Origin of the sequence: Brevibacterium linens ATCC 9172 (genome assembly GCF_900169165.1) — a bacterium.
In the GTDB taxonomy this organism is placed as follows: Bacteria; Actinomycetota; Actinomycetes; order Actinomycetales; family Brevibacteriaceae; genus Brevibacterium; species Brevibacterium linens.
On record NZ_FXYY01000009.1, the window covers coordinates 1 to 15,407 of the forward strand.

The window sequence follows — 15,407 nt, forward strand, 5'->3', positions numbered from 1 at the left end:
GTCAGCCATCGTGGGATGCCTTTCGTGAGGTTCTTGGCGGAACTACTAGCGGGATCCCACGATGGTTCTTCACATTTTTGGGGGTGAAGTCCCTGGTGGGAATGCCACCACTCTATGGGACTCACCCGCGAGCAGGCTCGTCTTCTTCGCCCCGGTCACCGACTCCCACGAGTCGGCGAGGCCGAAGATCTTGTACATCGACCGGATGCCCAACCACCGAATCGGTTCGGGCTCCCACTGCCCGGAGAAGTGATCGTTCCACGGCAGCGCGGTCAAGGGCGTTGATGCTCCGGCAGCCCGATCGAGCAGTGTCTTCGCCGCCAGATGAGTCGCCGTCACCCCGTGTCCGGCATAGCCGCGGGCCACTCCGATGCGCTGTGTGGGATCGAAGAAGATGCCGGCGCACCAGTCTCTGGTCACTCCGAGCGCACCGCGCCAGGCATGAGCAACCTCGAACTCGAGGTCCGGGAAGAGCGAGGACAGGCGCCCGGCCAACAGGTCGACCACCTCGGCGGGGACCTCACCGTCACCGGGCAGACCCGACCGGAAAGCATAGGGCGCCCCACGGCCGCCGAGCGCGATCCGGCCATCGGCCGTGCGCTGGGCATAGATGAACGTGTGCGCCGTGTCGCCGAGGCATTCGCGCCCCTCCCAGCCGATCGACGCCCACGCCTCGTCCGCCAGCGGCTCGGTTGCGATCATCGACGAGAACACCGGGATGACCTGACGTCCGGCCAGGCCCGGCAGGTCGCCGCCGACCGTGTCCGAATACCCCTCGAGACACACGAAGATCGTGTCCGCGCGCACCGGCCCGCGGTCCGTGGCGACCGAATTCTTTCGGATATGCCTCGCCGAGGTGGCTTCGCAGATGGTCACGCCCGATTCCCTGAGGACGTGACTGAGTCCGCGGGTGAGCAGTGCAGGATCGATGGCGGCGGTACCGGGGAAGTAGAGGCTGCCGAGCGCTCCGTCGACGTTGATGCGGGCAAGAGTCGCCTCGGCGTCGAGGAACTGCATGTCCTCGGGCCCATATCCGAATTGCTCATTGCCGGCCTCAAGGTCGCGCAGCCGGGACAGGCCGGCCTCCGTTTGAGCAATGTCGATATGGCCGCCGCGGATTTGGTGGGCATCGATGCTTTCAGCTTTGCAGACGGCGAGGACCTCGTCGATGGAGTCGAAGAGCGCGGACTGGAAGGCGCTGACGCTGGCCACACCGTCGAGCCCTGCCGAGCCGACCGGTCCGGAGGGATTGTTCTTCCGGGCACGGTCGACCGCCTCGGCGAACTTGGCGCGGTTGCCCGGCATCAGGGTCGACAGCCACCCACCGTTGCGACCGGAAGCGCCGTAGCCGATGTGGCGGGCCTCGATGATGGTGATCGCCCAATCGGGGTGGGCCTGCCTGGCGTAATAAGCCGACCACAGGCCGGTCAGTCCGCCGCCGACGATGACGAGATCCTGCTTCTCGCGTGGCAGCGGTGCGGGGTCGACGTCGTCGGCGGGGGAGGCCGCCAGCCAGTGCGAGGCTTCACCATTGAAGTAGGACACGGATCAACTCCTGAACTCGAGGCAGAACAGACGGTCGCCTACGGAATCAGTTCTATCCCACGACCGACGGGAAGTAAATAGTTGCGTCGGTTCAGATCAGATGCTGAAACGAGCTCGGCACCCTACTGATTTCTTCGCCTTGCGGAGAGTGGGCGGGCTGTCTGCCTACACTGGTCGCATGAGCGCAATGGAGCCGATCAACACCCACGATTTCCCACTCAGCCACGAACCCGTCGAGGAATGGCAGAATGTTTCGGCCGCCTCGGCGGGAGAAGCCGACACGGTCGAGTCGCTCGAGTCGGAAGGATCGGCCGCCTCGGCGAAGGAGTCGGTGACGACGGGATTCGCCGAACTCGGCACCATCGGGGGAGCCGACTTCGGCCTGTGGGAGATGAGCGCGGGATCGATGCGCGATATCGAAGGTCACGAGGTCTTCCTCGTCATCTCCGGGACCGGACGCGTCGAATTCGACGAACCCCTTCGTGACCCCATCGAACTGGTGCCGGGGTCGCTGGTCCGCCTCGATGCCGGGATGAAGACCCGCTGGTACATCGATGGGGCGCCGCTGCGGAAGCTGTTCATCGCGCCCAGCGAAGGGTGAACTTCTGGTGAGCAGGGTGCGCAGGGCTGAGGTAGTCGGGAAAACGTCAGGGGCGCGGGTCATCCTCGTTGAGTATTGTCGAAGACAGCCCGATCGGACGAAAGGGATCGACGATGATCGACTTGGCCCACCCGCGCGACCTCGTCATGATCGGCGCGATCTTCGGACTTGCTGCGTTCATCTGGTCGGGCTGGGCACAGGAAGCGCCGCCCAAAGCACTGGTCTGGCGACTCGTGCTCGCCGGGCTTGGAGTCGCGGGACTCGCCCTCGCCGTACCGAGCATTCTCACCGCCATCGGCAATTGGGCGGAACCCAGTGCCTTCAGCGCCGGGACGTCCGCGTTCACGCTCTACCTCATCGTATTCTGGGCGGAGATCATCATCGGGGCGGTGGCGAGCTTCTACCTCATTCGCGTAGGTCAGGCCGAGAACGTCGCCCCGCTCATCCTCGCGATCGTCGGAGTCCACTTCTTCACGCTCGCCGTTGTGTTCGGGCAGCCCGTCCTCCATCTGGCGGGGCTGCTGCTGACGGTCATCGCAGTCGTGGCATTCGTCCTGCCGCGCGAGACTGCCGCGCCGAGCTTCTGGTGCGGCATCCTCGGTGCTCCGGTCTTCCTCGGCATCGGCCTGTGGTGTCTGCTGGCTGGTCGCAGCGCGCTCAGCGCCGGATGAAACTCGGACACCGCTGACAACCCCTGGTCAGGTGCTCTATCGTGAGTGAACCGGTGCACACCGTGCCCTGGGACGGTTCCGTCCTACGGCGCGCAGCACCCACGGACACCCCAGCACGGATACCTCAGTATTGCCCTCGAAGAGATGGACCACGAAGAAGGAGCCGACGATGAAGACTGCTCGCCGCTTGGACAACCTCGGCACCGAGACCGCGTTCCGCGTGGCCCAAGCCGCGGCCGACTGGAAGGCTCGCGGCAATGAGGTGTTCCCGTTCCACCTCGGCGATCTCAATTTCCCGCTGGCTGGCCACATCGTCGAAGCCCTCGACCAGGCGATCGCCGACGGCAGGACCGGCTACTGCCCTGGACCGGGAATCCCGGAACTGCGGGAGGCGCTCGCCGATGACATCGGCTCGCGGCGCGGAATGACGATCGACCCCGCCGAGGTGGTCGTGACCACCGGGGGCAAGCCCGTGATCACGAAATTCCTCCAAGCGGTGATGAACCCCGGCGAAGGTGTGCTCTACCCGAATCCCGGGTTCCCCATCTACGAGTCCCAGATCGAATACCTCGGCGGCACGGCGCTTCCCTACCGGTACGTCCCGACCTCCGACGGGTTCGCCATCGACCTCGACCACCTGCGGGCATCGATCGATGAGAACACCACGGCCATCATCTACAACGACCTGCAGAATCCGATCTCCGCGGAATCCACCCCGGGTGAGCGTGAGGCCATCGCCGCGATCGCGCAGGAATTCGACCTGTGGGTGCTCTCCGATGAGGCGTACTTCGAGATGCGCTATCGCGGGAAGTCGCAGTCGATCGCCGCGCTGCCGGGCATGCGCGAGCGCACCGTCATCCTCTACACGTTCTCGAAGAAGTACGCGATGACCGGGTCACGGCTCGGCTGTGCGGTGGCGCCGAAGGGAGTCGCCGAGGCGATCTCGCTGATGAACACCAACGACGAATCGTGCACGAACCAGTACGTGCAGTGGGCGGGCATCGCTGCCCTGCGCGGACCGCAGGGGCCGGTGGGGCAGATGTTGGAGGTGCTGCGCAAACGGCGCGATGCCACCTGTCGACTCATCAATGAGATCCCCGGCATGAGTGTGGCGACCCCGGGGTCGACGTTCTACGTCTTCCCCGATGTCACCGAGGCGATGGAGGCGAAGGGAATCGCGACTCTGGCCGACTTCTCCACCGAGGCGCTGCATGCCACGGGAGTGTCATTCTGCACTCGCGAGCATTTCGGCTCACCACAGCCCGGTGAGGACCGGTCGTATATCCGTCTGGCCTATTCGGGTATCGATGAAACCGCGATCACTCGCGGCCTGGGCCGCCTCAAGGAGTGGATCGAATCCTGAACCGGCCGGGGCCGGCCGTGCGGTGGGGCGGCCGGCAATGGCGATTCGGGTGCAGCCGAGAGTGCAAGCCACGCACGACGGCGGCTCGGCTAGTTCCAGCTGCTCCGGGCAGGCCGCCGAGTGCTCGGCAGTGCATTGTCGCGGCGCCACTCGTGGAGCCAGTCGGGCAGTTCAGGTGCATTCTCCGGCACCCCGAACGCCTCGATGAGGTCGTCCCTGGTGAGCGGGCCACTGTCTGAGATCACGCGTGTGGCGACATAGGCGCGGGTGTAGATCTCTCCGTCGACGACCAGACGGTGTTCGAAGAACACGGTGCGCTCATCGATGCCGCAGATCTTGGTCTCGAGGCTGTAGCGCTGCCAGAGTTTCAGCGACTTGCGGAAGCTGATGGTCTCGGCACTGACGACACCGGTCCAGCCGCGGTCACGCATCGCCTGCCATGCTCCGCTGCGCACCATCATGTCGAGTCGACCGAGGTCCATGATCGAGAAGTATTTGCCGTTGTTGAGATGCATGAAGATGTCGATCTCGCCCAGGTGAACGCGCATGGGCAGGGAGTACGTGTCCCAGATATCGCGCGCAGTGCGTCGATGGGACCTGAGCAGGTGCAGAATCATGCGGAAGAAGTGCATACGATCTATGTTACTTCAGGGTATCTTTCTGCGTGGGGCCCTCTGCTTCGTCAGATAGGCGGCACCGCATTCTGCTGGGTGGGCGTCACTGCGGAGGGGAACGTCACCACGGATCAGGCGTTACCAGGGGCGGGGGCGCGGCCCCGGGCTTGGAGATCCGCCTCGGGTGAGGCGTCACCACGGATGGGAAACGCTGCCATGGACCTGAGGACCCGCCTCGGCGAGGGTTTCCGTCAGTCCTTCGCAGGCTGGGGTTCGTGCCCGGGGATGAACGGTGATTCTTCGGGTTCGGGGTGGCGTTTCCACTGGACGAGCATGATGATGACGCCGAGTGCGACGGCGCCGATCGCGCCCCAGACATTCGTCCGCAGGCCGAGGATGACGAAGCTCGGGTCGAGGCGGATGGATTCCCAGACGATGCGGCCGGCGCCGTACCACATGAGGTAGACGGCGAAGAGGCGTCCCCACTGGAAGAAGATGTGGCGGGACAGGTAGAGCAGGACGAGCGCGCCGAGGCTGTTCCAGATGACCTCGTAGAGGAACGTCGGGTGGAAGAGCGTGCCGGGGGGAGTGCCCAGCGGAATGGCCGGGTTGCCGGGATCGATCTCGAGACCCCAGGGCAGGGTGGTCGGCAGGCCGAAGAGCTCCTGGTTGAACCAGTTGCCGAAGCGTCCGCAGGCTTGGGCGAGGATGAGGCCCGGGGCCAGGGCATCGAGCAGGGTGGTGAGTTTGAGGCCGAGCCTGCGGCACATGATCCACGCGCCCAAGGTGCCGCCGATGAGCGAGCCGAAGATGGCGATGCCGCCCTCCCAGATCGCCCAGACCGAGCCGGGTTCGAACGGATTCCAGGGATTGCGGCCGGGTCCGAAGTAGTCCGTGTAGTGCGTGATGACGTGGTAGATGCGGGCGAAGACGATGGCCATCGGGACGGCCAGAGTCGCGATGTCGAGGACCTGCCAGTCCTCGACGCCGCGCTTGGTCAGGCGACGGTTGGTCAGCACGATGGCGATGATGATGCCCACGAGGATGCACAGCGCATAGAAGTGGATCGTCAGCGGTCCGAGTTGGAAGCTCGAGATGGACGGGCTGGGGATCGCTGCCGAGATGTCGTGCGGAAGGGGGGTCTCGGCGAGGAGTGCGCTCGTGGGAACTGCAGGCATGAGCCCAGTCTATTTGTGGTGGCTGGGAATCGCGCATTCGCTGGAACTGAGCGTGCGGCAGGCAGTGGCCGGTGGTGCGGGCCGACGGGTGCGTGTTGGCACAGCGGTGCCCTTGAAGCAGTCCTGCGCAGCTACGTGCCGAAGAGGCCGTCGATGATGTCGTCGGTGATGAACCTCGAGTGGAGGATCGGCGTGCGAGCGGGGTCGATGCTTTCGGGCGGTCGCCATGCCGGTCGCCCGTCGGTGAGCATGAAGACTTCCCAGTCGGAGCGATCCATGAGGTGGTGGTGGAAGGAGCAAAGACAACACATGTTGTTGATGTCGGTCTTGCCGCCCCTGGCGTGCGGCACAACATGGTTCACATCGCACCATCCAGGGGGCGCGTCACATCCAGGGAACACGCATCCGCGGTCTCGAGCGGTGATGATCGCGGTCTGCTTCTTGTTGGCGAAGCGCTGATCTGTGCAGACTTCCACCGTGCGAGCCTTTTCGTCCATCAGATGGAAGAAGACAGTGCCGTTGAGACCACGTCGAGTGATGTCGTCCATAGGGAAACGGTCGCCGGAGCCTGTGGTGGCTTCGCCGGTGCCGTTGGCGATGTCGGACGCTTTTGCTGTGACGACCAGAGCGTAGGGCGAGCCCTTGGCGGCTTCTTTCATGCTGATGCGCGAGATGAGAGTGGCGAAACGCTCGTAGATCCAGGCCTTCGCATTAGGCTGCTCGCTCATGAGATCGACGGACGCTCCATCGGGGCGGACACCGTGGCCGGCAGGAACGGACCGATTGGCAGAGGAGTCTTCGGATTCGCCGGCGGCCTCGATGACGGCCCACGGTGGAGCATCGAAGCGATCTCCGGTGAGGACGGCGTCGAGAGGCTCGAACTTTTCCTCGGCGCTCGAGGATCCAGCTGTGCTTGTTGTGTTGTCTGTCGCTGTGGCGTCTTTCGCGGATTGGATTCTTGAGGTCAGCAGTCCGTGCAGTTCGGATCCCGCTACAGGGTCGAGGACGCCCTCCAGCCTCCAGTCTCCGTTGCGCTTGGGCCGGGCAGTGATGAAATAGGCGGAACGGTCGCTGGGGTCGAGCGGCTCGGCGCCGTCGGGGTCGATGACAGCGAGCATCTGACGGAAGATGTCGCGGAGCTCGCTGACAGTCACCGACTTCCCGTACTTGACGAGGTCGGTTTCCACGCGGGACCTCGTCTCGTGGTCCACCCAGGCGGGCAGCGCCTTGAGGCAGTCTTCGATGACAGTGAGATGTTCCGTGGGCAGGGTGCCGAGGTGGAGCTGTTCGGCGACGAGCGGGTGTTCGGGCTCAAGCGGTTGGCCGTCGAGAGCGACTCGTCCGCCGAGATTCTCCGCGAGCTTTGCCCGACGGTTCGCTTCTCGACCCGAGAGGTTGAGGCGTTCCTGGATGAGCGCCTTGGTCGACTTGGCGCCGCTGTCTTTGGGGGTGCCGACGCGTTCGTAGACGGCAAGTGCCAGTGTGGACAGGGATTCACTCAGCCGACGCAGCGCCTCAGCCCCATCGATGACCTGCAGGGCTTCGCCGGGCCCCATCGGCCGGTCGAATGCCCGAAGCCCTGCGACCAGTCCGGTCAGGGAGGCGATCGAGTCGGTGATCTCGGGAGTGCTCGCGGCAAGATCGTTCCAAGCGGAGTCGGTGAGGACTGGGTGAAGCGAGGTCGGTCGCTGAGTATCGTCTCCAGTCTCGAGCTGAGCGGCGGCGGGGGTGCTTGTGGTGGCCGGGGCGGCGGAATCAGTGGATGCAGGCTGCGTGGTTGAGCGGTTTTGCTCACTTGTTTCGAACAGTGCGGTCGGGTTCGGCTGTGAAAGCGAGTCCGTCGGAGCGTTCGGCTCGACCTCGGTGGATGATGCTGAAGCGTCGGCTGCATTCGGGTGTTCGGTGTCGGCAGTCGACGCAGCTTCGTTCTGCTCTTCGCCGTCGTTCGAGACGGGGCCAGTCGCTACGGGGTCGGTCGCTACGGGGTCGGTCGCCACGGGGTCAAGGGCCTCGAAGACCTCGGCGAAGTGGTGGCCGCTGAGGTCGAGCCCGGCTGCCTTGAGCTGCTCAGCCAGAGATTCAGGGCGTGGTGACTCGCTTTCGGGGTGCGCGGGGGCGTTGTCCGCGGCGTCACGAGCGGCACGAGAGGGGACGTTGGTGGGATCTGTGGGGACCGAGGCGTTCGGTGGCCGTCGACTCGCCCCGCCGCGTGAGTCAGCGGCAGCGCGGCGGTCGCGCTTTCCTGACTTGCGTCGCTTGCGGTCGGGGGTGAATGTCATCGCTGTCGAGTTCCGTTCGCCGTTGAAGGTCTCTTACTGAAATTATAGGCAGTCGTGATGGAGAAAACAATAGAAACTTCGAAAAACATTCGATTAGAATTGTCGTTACACTTGAGAATGACTATTGAGATGATGGTCACCGCGTCATTGACGTGTTTGAGGATGATTCTATCTGTCGGCACCGACACGAGATCGACGTGAAACTGACCCGAGATCGACGCGGATTGCCGCGGCGGTCAAAGGCTCCGCGGCGAACCGCCTCGGCGGGGCTGTGTCTGCATGCATGGCCGCTGCGGGTGGGATGATGAGGGATTATGGCACTCGATTTCACGCTCGTGCAGCTGCGGTACTTCCAGGAGGTCGCCCGGCGGGAGCATATGACCGAGGCGGCGAAGCAGCTCAACGTCACCCAATCGGCGATCTCGACGGCGATGGCGCAGCTCGAGCGGACCCTCGGCCTCGACCTCTTCATCCGACAGAAGAACCGGTCGGTCGTACTCTCCCCGGCGGGAAAGCGCTTCCTCACGGAGGTCACACCGTTCCTCGAGTCCTCCGACAACCTCGGTGAGACCGCGCTCGGGCTCTCTCGGTCGCTGAGCGGTCAGCTGACCGTCGGCGTGTTCTCGCCGATTGCGCCGACGAGGCTGCCGCTCATCCACGATGAGTTCGAGAAGCGCTATCCGGACGTGCGGGTCAACTACCTCGAAGCGGACCTGGAAGAGCTGCAGCGTGCGGTCACAGCCGGTGACTGCGACATCGCCCTGACGTACACGCTGGGACTGAGCGACCGCTTCGACACGTATCTCATCGATGTCGTCAGGCCGCACGTCCTCGTGTCACTCGAGCACCGCCTCGGGGCCGGAGGGTGTCCCCGCCCCGTGCATCTGCGCGAGCTGGCGGACGAGAACTACATCCAGCTCGATCTTCCCTACTCTCGCCAGTACTACGACGAGCTGTTCCGGATCGCCGGGGTCGTCCCGCGTATTCGCCACTCGTTCTCCGGGTACGAGACAGTGCGCTCGTTCGTGGCGATGGGGCTCGGCTATTCCCTGCTCAGCCAGAGTGTCTCCTCGGGGACCTACATCGGTTCGAAGACCGTCGACATCCCGCTCCTCGACGACTTCCCGAGCATCGACCTCGCATTCATCTGGCCCAACGACGTCCGTCTCAATCGGCGCGGCCGGGCCTACTGCGAGCTGACGAAGGAGATCCTCGGCCCGGCGTCCGGTCATCAATCGGATCTATGAGCTACCCAAAAAGTAACTGTTGGACTGATGTGATCTGTGCCGCAAAGATGGTGCCAACCATCACGCGACTCCAGGAGCACCTCGATGTTCACCCCAACAGTTGAGCAGGGACGCACGTCCACGAGCATGCAGCGGAAAGTGCTGCTCGGCGGCAGCATCGGCCAGTTCGTCGAGTTCTACGACTTCACGTTGTACGGACTCTCGGCAGTCATTCTGTCCGAATACTTCTTTCCCGACGGCGACCGGATCACCGGCCTGCTGGTCATCTTCGCGACCTTCGGCGTCGCCTTCGTCATGCGTCCCCTCGGCGGGCTGTTCTTCGGAGCCCTCGGGGACAAGGTGGGCCGGCGGAAGACGCTGACCATCACGATCTTCCTCGTCGGAGCCTGCACGGCGCTCATCGGCATCCTGCCCGGATTCGACACGATCGGATGGTTCGCCCCGATCCTGCTCATCCTCGCCCGACTCGGCCAGGGCTTCTCTGCCGGCGGCGAATCCGTGGGCGGACCCTCCTTCGTCTACGAACACGCCCCGGTGGCCAAGCGCGGCCTGTGGATCAACATCACTCTGGCCGCGACCGCTCTGCCCTCGGTGTTCGCCGGCGGTCTGATCCTGGTGCTGTCGACGGTGATGAGCGATGCCTCCTTCGATTCCTGGGGTTGGCGAGTGCCGTTCCTGCTGGCCCTGCCGCTGTCGGCCGTCGGTCTGTGGATCCGGTCGAAGACCGACGAATCCGAGCTGTTCAAGCAGACTGCTGCGGAACGCCCCAAGGAGTTCAGCCCGATCCGCGAATCCTTCCGCGAGAACTGGGTCGGCATGCTCCAGGTCTTCTTCGTCCTCGGCGTCACCGCACTCGGCTTCTACATGCTCTCGGCCTACTTCGTCACCTACATCCAGACCACGGGTGACCTCAGCCGTGAGCAGTCGCTGCTCATCAATGCGATCGCCATGGCCAGCTACACGATCTTCCTGCCCATCGCAGGTCACCTCGGTGATCGGTTCGGTCGGCTCCCCATGCTCATCGCGGGCACGATTCTGCTGGCGGTCACCTCGGTGCCGGCGTTCGGCCTTGTGACCAGCGGACACATGGGGCTGGCCTTCCTCGGGCAGACGATCTTCGTCCTCGCCCTCTGCTGCTACGGTGGCGGCTGCTACACCTTCTTCTGTGAGCGCTTCTCGATTCACCTCGGCGGCCATCAGCTACAACATCTCGTACGCAGTGCTCGGCGGCACCGCACCGTTCGTCGGCACCTGGCTCGTCGACATCACCGGGGTCAACACCGCTCCCGGCTACTACATGGCCGCAGTCGCTGCCCTGTGCCTCGTCCTCATCTTCGTCACGCGTCTGCCCGAGACCCGTGGACGTCTGGGGTGAGCACGGGTGAGCCTGCATTGACATCGAGTTTCGTCCACGTTCACATCACATTTTGTACAGATCATCGGGATGAAAAGCGATGAACTGAACGAAAAGCGATGTGCGAGCCCCACCCGCGCCTGCCACCCGCGCCCCCAGCCCCTTGCAAACCACATCCCACCCTCATGAGAGAAGCGATCAGCAATGAACCATCAGGCAGCCCCGTCCTCCGACGCAGCCTTCCTCGCCGACTTCCACTTCGTCGCCACCATCGGTGCCACCGACAACAACGGCGTCGACCGGCAGGCGCTGACGGCCGAAGACAAGCAGACGCGTGACTGGATGCGCGGCTGGGCGACGGACAAAGGCTTCGACGTGCGCGTCGACGCGATCGGAAACATGTTCGCGTGCCTCGAATTCGTTCCCGGCGCCCCGTACGTCCTCATCGGCTCCCACCTCGACTCACAGCCGCTCGGGGGGCGCTTCGACGGAGCCTACGGAGTCATCGCCGCCCTCTTCGCGGCCGTGCGCGTCAAAGAGGAGCTCGCCGAATCTGGTCTGAAACCCGCGTACAACCTCGCCGTCGTCAACTGGTTCAACGAGGAGGGCGGTCGCTTCGCCCCGTCGATCATGGGCAGCTCCGTCTACGCCGGGCTCTTCGACCTCGACGAGATGCTCGCCGTCACCGACCTCGACGGCACCACCGTCGCCGAGGCGCTGGGCGCCATCGGCTACGCCGGCACCGACACCCCGCCCGAGGCGATCTCCTACGCCGAGATCCACATCGAACAGGGCCGCATTCTTGAACGCGAAGCCACGGACATCGGGGTCGTCGAGGCCAGTTGGTACACACAGAAACTCGACATCGACGTCCTCGGCGAACAGTCGCACACAGGAGCAACTGCGATGGCCGACCGGCACGATGCGCTCGTCGCCGCCGCGAAGGTCGTCCTCGCGGTCGCCGAGGTGGTCGATGAGTTCGAGGAAGAAGCCCTCGTCTCCTCGGTCGGCCAGCACGTCGTCGAACCGAACTCGCCGATCGTCGTGCCCCGCCGCGTCCATATGGTCGCCGACCTCCGGTCCTCCGATCCGGCCCTCGTCCAAGCCGCCCGCAACTCGCTGAAGACGCAGATCGCCGAGATCGCGCGCGCCCACGACATCACGATCAACGTCCGCGACTTCGACATCCGCGACAAACGCCGCTTCCCGACCGAGGGCGTCGAACTCGCCGAGAAGGCTGTCGCCAACGAAGGCCTGAGCATCCGCCGGTTGGAGACGATGGCCGGCCACGATTCCGTGGCGATGAATCACCGCGTGCCCGCCGTGATGATGTTCGTGCCCAGCGTCGACGGCGTCTCCCACTGCGAACGCGAATTCACCACCGACGACGACATGCTCCGCGGAGTCCGCGTCCTCACCTCGGTGGCCGGCGAACTCGTCCGCGGTGAACTCGCCGACGTCCGTGACGGTGCCGTGTGGGTCGGTTCCTCCGTCGCCGAGGCGCGCGCATGAGCACCGATATTCAGCGCATCCGCTACGGTGACAGCAGCGACCTCCTGCGAACTCACATCGAGGTGACCCCATGACCGCCAATGCAACCGGTCCAGCCACAGCGCCCGACCCCACTCAACCCTGGACCCTGTCCGCCACCGAGGCGCTCGCTGCCTTCCGGACCAAGGAGCTGTCCCCGGTCGACTACCTGAGCTCGCTCATCGGCCGGATCACCTCCGACGATGAGCGCATCAATGCGGTCACCGAAGTCGTCGAGGAGGCGGTCACCTCGGCGCGGGAAGCCGAGACGTTCTATGCGAACGCCACCGATGATGACCTCGCCGAGGCGGCCGCCGCCCGTCCGCTGCTCGGACTTCCCGTGATCGCCAAGGAGAAACACGCCCTCGCCGGCCGCGGCCTCACCCAAGGGCTGCTCCACGAACGCGACACCATCGCCGACAACGATGCCGCGATCATCGCCCGCATCCGCGCCGCCGGGGGATTCGTCCACGCCCGAGCCACCTCGCCGGAGTTCAGCTGCGCGACGATCACGCACTCGCCGATGTGGGGCGTGACCCGCAACCCGTGGAACCTCGACCTCTCACCCGGCGGGTCCTCCGGTGGGTCCGGTGCTGCGCTCGCCGCCGGGTTTGCGCCCCTGGCCACGGCCTCGGACATCGCCGGATCCACGAGGCTGCCCGCCGCGTTCACCGGCACAGTCGGGTACAAAGCCCCCTATGGTCGGATACCCGGAGCGCAGCCCCTGGCCGCGGACTGGTACCGCGGGGATGGGCCGATGGCGCGCACCGTGGCCGACGCCGCCCTCCTCGCCCGCGTCATGGTCGGCGTCGATCCGAGAGATCACGCGACGATCGCCTCGCCCGGGTTCCTCGATGACTTCGACCCCGCCGAGGCGGCTGATCGACTCCGCGGACGCAGGGTCGCGCTTTGCGTGCGTTTGGGGGACTTCCCCGTCGGGAAGGACATCGAAGCGAATACCCGCGCGGTCGCCTCGGCGCTGGAATCGGCCGGGGCACACGTCGAGGAGATCGCACTGCCGTGGACGTCCGAGCGGATCTTCGAGACCGCGTTCACGCACTTCGGAAACCTGCTCGCGCCCGCCATGCGAAAGGCCACTCGCGGCCATGAACACACCCTGGCTGAGTACACGGTGCGGTTCATGGCCGATGCGGAAGCCGTCGCCGCACGCCGCTCCTTCTATGACGGACTCGCCATGGAATCACAGATCCAGGCCGAGCTGGCGTCCGCGATGGACGGCTTCGATGTGCTCGTGGCGCCCACCTCGGCGGTGGCGGGATTGGAAGCTGGAGCCAGCTACCTCGACGGGATCACGGTCGGTGCCGACGGCGTCGGTCGCGAAGGCGCGGCCGGTCGCGAAGGCGGAGTCGGACAGGCGGTTGGAACAGGCAGTGCGGGAGTCGGGGGAGGCGCCGACGGCGTGCGTCTCGACCACTACTGGCAGGCGCATATGACGATGCCGTTCAACATCTGCAACCGAGTGCCGATCGTCAACGTCCCCTCCGGCATGGCCGACTGCGGCATCCCCACCGGCGTCCAGGTCATCGCTCACCCGTACGATGACACCCGCGCCTTCGACATCGCCGCGGCGATCGAAGCGCTGCGCCCGTGGACCGGACTGGCGCCACAGTGAGAACCCGACTTCGGAACCCCTGAAACAGCAAGAAGGACCCACAATGACGTCTGATCCGCAATCAGTTCGCCCCGACGACCCCGTCGGAACCACCACGCATTCAGCCGATCCGAGCAGCACCAACCCGGGCAAGGTCGCCTTCGCGAGCTTCATCGGCACGACCGTCGAATGGTACGACTACTTCCTCTTCGGCACCGCGGCTGTGCTCGTGCTCAACGACCAGTTCTTCCCCTAGCTCGACCCCTTGGCCGGACAGCTGGCGTCGCTGTCGACCTTCGCCGTCGCCTTCGTCGCGCGGCCCTTGGGCGGAGTGATCTTCGGGCACTTCGGTGACAAGCTCAGCCGCAAGTCGATGCTCGTGCTGTCCCTGCTCATGATGGGCTTCGCGACTTTCGCGATCGGGCTGCTGCCCGGCTACAGCACAATCGGCGTGGCCGCTCCGATCCTCCTCGTCCTCCTCCGCGTGGTCCAAGGCTTCGGCGTCGGCGGCGAATGGGGCGGGGCCGTGCTCATGGCTGTCGAACACGCTCCACCTCATAAGAAGGCGTTCTACGGAGCCTGGCCGCAGGCCGGTGTGCCCGCCGGTTCCGTGCTCTCCAGCCTCGTGTTCTTCCTCGTCCAGCTCATGCCCAATGAGCAGTTCATGTCCTGGGGCTGGCGGATCCCGTTCCTCATCTCCGCCGTCCTCGTCCTCATCGGCCTCTTCATCCGCCTGCGCCTGACCGAGTCGCCCGAACTCAACGAGGTCAAGGAAGAGAAGAAGGTCGCGAGCCTGCCCTTCCTCGAACTGTTCAAGACCTCGAAGAAGTCGCTGCTCATCGGCATCTTCTGCCTCGTCGGATCGAACACGCTCTTCTACATCGCCAGCGTCTACCTGCTCTCCTACGCGCCCGACTCCACCGGACTCAACCGCGGCGAGGTGCTCCTGGCCATAGCGATCGGTGCGTCCTTCGACGTCATCGCCATCCCCCTCGTCGCGATCTTCGCCGACCGCCACGGCAAACGCACGATGATGCTCGTCGGCAGCCTCGTCACTGCCGTCGCCGCCATCCCGATCTTCTGGGCGATGAACACCGGAACCTTCCTCGGTGCGGTGCTGGCGATGATCATCGCATTCCCGATCGCGCACTCGATCGTCTACGCCACCTCCTCGGGCTTCATCTCGGGACTCTTCGACCCCGAGGTCCGCTACACCGGAGCCTCGATCTCCTACCAGATCGGCGGGCTCATCTCCTCAGCCCCGGCGCCGATGATCTCCGTGCTGCTGTTCACGACCTTCGAATCGTGGGTGCCGGTCGCGCTCTACCTCGTCGCGGCTAACCTGTTGGCAGGGATATTCGTCCTCTTCGACACGAGGAACAGGGCGATGAGCGAGTGACCAGGAGCAGACAG

Annotated in this window: 13 protein-coding genes; 9 read left to right on the top strand and 4 right to left on the bottom strand. The window is 64.9% G+C overall.

Features of this window, described 5'->3' with window-relative positions:
* Positions 1-69 precede the first annotated feature (69 nt).
* A complete protein-coding gene (locus tag BLIN9172_RS08740; protein ID WP_101554721.1) occupies positions 70-1,545 on the bottom strand; it encodes an NAD(P)/FAD-dependent oxidoreductase in 1,476 nt (491 codons plus the stop codon).
* A gap of 178 nt (positions 1,546-1,723) precedes the next feature.
* Here BLIN9172_RS08740 and BLIN9172_RS08745 point away from each other — a divergent pair, with 178 nt between their 5' ends.
* From BLIN9172_RS08745 to BLIN9172_RS08755, 3 genes are all read left to right on the top strand, one after another.
* A complete protein-coding gene (locus BLIN9172_RS08745) occupies positions 1,724-2,146 on the top strand; it encodes a cupin domain-containing protein (RefSeq protein ID WP_101554722.1) in 423 nt (140 codons plus the stop codon).
* A 113-nt stretch (positions 2,147-2,259) separates the two neighbouring features.
* On the top strand, positions 2,260-2,817 hold the full coding sequence (locus tag BLIN9172_RS08750; protein WP_101554723.1) for a DUF1129 domain-containing protein: 558 nt from the start codon (positions 2,260-2,262) through the stop codon (positions 2,815-2,817).
* A gap of 169 nt (positions 2,818-2,986) precedes the next feature.
* A complete protein-coding gene (locus BLIN9172_RS08755; RefSeq protein WP_101554724.1) occupies positions 2,987-4,180 on the top strand; it encodes a pyridoxal phosphate-dependent aminotransferase in 1,194 nt (397 codons plus the stop codon).
* 89 nt (positions 4,181-4,269) lie between these two features.
* On the opposite strand, the gene BLIN9172_RS08760 is transcribed toward BLIN9172_RS08755, so the two are convergent.
* The 3 genes from BLIN9172_RS08760 to BLIN9172_RS08770 all read right to left on the bottom strand — a co-directional run bounded on the left by BLIN9172_RS08760 (position 4,270) and on the right by BLIN9172_RS08770 (position 8,251).
* Entirely contained in the window at positions 4,270-4,812 is a 543-nt protein-coding gene (locus BLIN9172_RS08760) for an acyl-CoA thioesterase (protein WP_101554725.1), read from the bottom strand.
* Positions 4,813-5,045: 233 nt separating this feature from the next.
* Positions 5,046-5,972, bottom strand: coding sequence for a prolipoprotein diacylglyceryl transferase (lgt, locus tag BLIN9172_RS08765; RefSeq protein ID WP_101554726.1), 927 nt, complete (start codon positions 5,970-5,972; stop codon positions 5,046-5,048).
* Positions 5,973-6,103: 131 nt separating this feature from the next.
* Positions 6,104-8,251: an HNH endonuclease signature motif containing protein gene (locus BLIN9172_RS08770; protein ID WP_101554727.1), complete on the bottom strand. Its 2,148-nt coding sequence runs from the start codon at positions 8,249-8,251 to the stop codon at positions 6,104-6,106.
* Positions 8,252-8,565: 314 nt separating this feature from the next.
* Between BLIN9172_RS08770 and BLIN9172_RS08775 the strand changes: the two genes are divergently transcribed.
* The 6 genes from BLIN9172_RS08775 to BLIN9172_RS08795 all read left to right on the top strand — a co-directional run bounded on the left by BLIN9172_RS08775 (position 8,566) and on the right by BLIN9172_RS08795 (position 15,393).
* A complete protein-coding gene (locus tag BLIN9172_RS08775) occupies positions 8,566-9,498 on the top strand; it encodes a LysR family transcriptional regulator (protein ID WP_101554728.1) in 933 nt (310 codons plus the stop codon).
* A gap of 84 nt (positions 9,499-9,582) precedes the next feature.
* Entirely contained in the window at positions 9,583-10,956 is a 1,374-nt protein-coding gene (locus BLIN9172_RS08780) for an MFS transporter (RefSeq protein ID WP_240812236.1), read from the top strand.
* A 100-nt stretch (positions 10,957-11,056) separates the two neighbouring features.
* On the top strand, positions 11,057-12,364 hold the full coding sequence (locus BLIN9172_RS08785) for a M20 family metallo-hydrolase (protein ID WP_101554729.1): 1,308 nt from the start codon (positions 11,057-11,059) through the stop codon (positions 12,362-12,364).
* A gap of 70 nt (positions 12,365-12,434) precedes the next feature.
* Positions 12,435-14,015: an amidase gene (locus BLIN9172_RS08790; RefSeq protein WP_101554730.1), complete on the top strand. Its 1,581-nt coding sequence runs from the start codon at positions 12,435-12,437 to the stop codon at positions 14,013-14,015.
* A gap of 43 nt (positions 14,016-14,058) precedes the next feature.
* Positions 14,059-14,250 carry a hypothetical protein gene (locus BLIN9172_RS18290; RefSeq protein WP_205751034.1) on the top strand — a complete coding sequence of 64 codons (192 nt, stop codon included), beginning with the start codon at positions 14,059-14,061 and terminating at the stop codon, positions 14,248-14,250.
* Positions 14,251-14,259: 9 nt separating this feature from the next.
* The gene (locus BLIN9172_RS08795) at positions 14,260-15,393 is read left to right on the top strand and encodes an MFS transporter (protein WP_205751035.1); all 1,134 of its coding nucleotides are present in this window, start codon (positions 14,260-14,262) and stop codon (positions 15,391-15,393) included.
* The last annotated feature ends 14 nt before the right edge of the window (positions 15,394-15,407 follow it).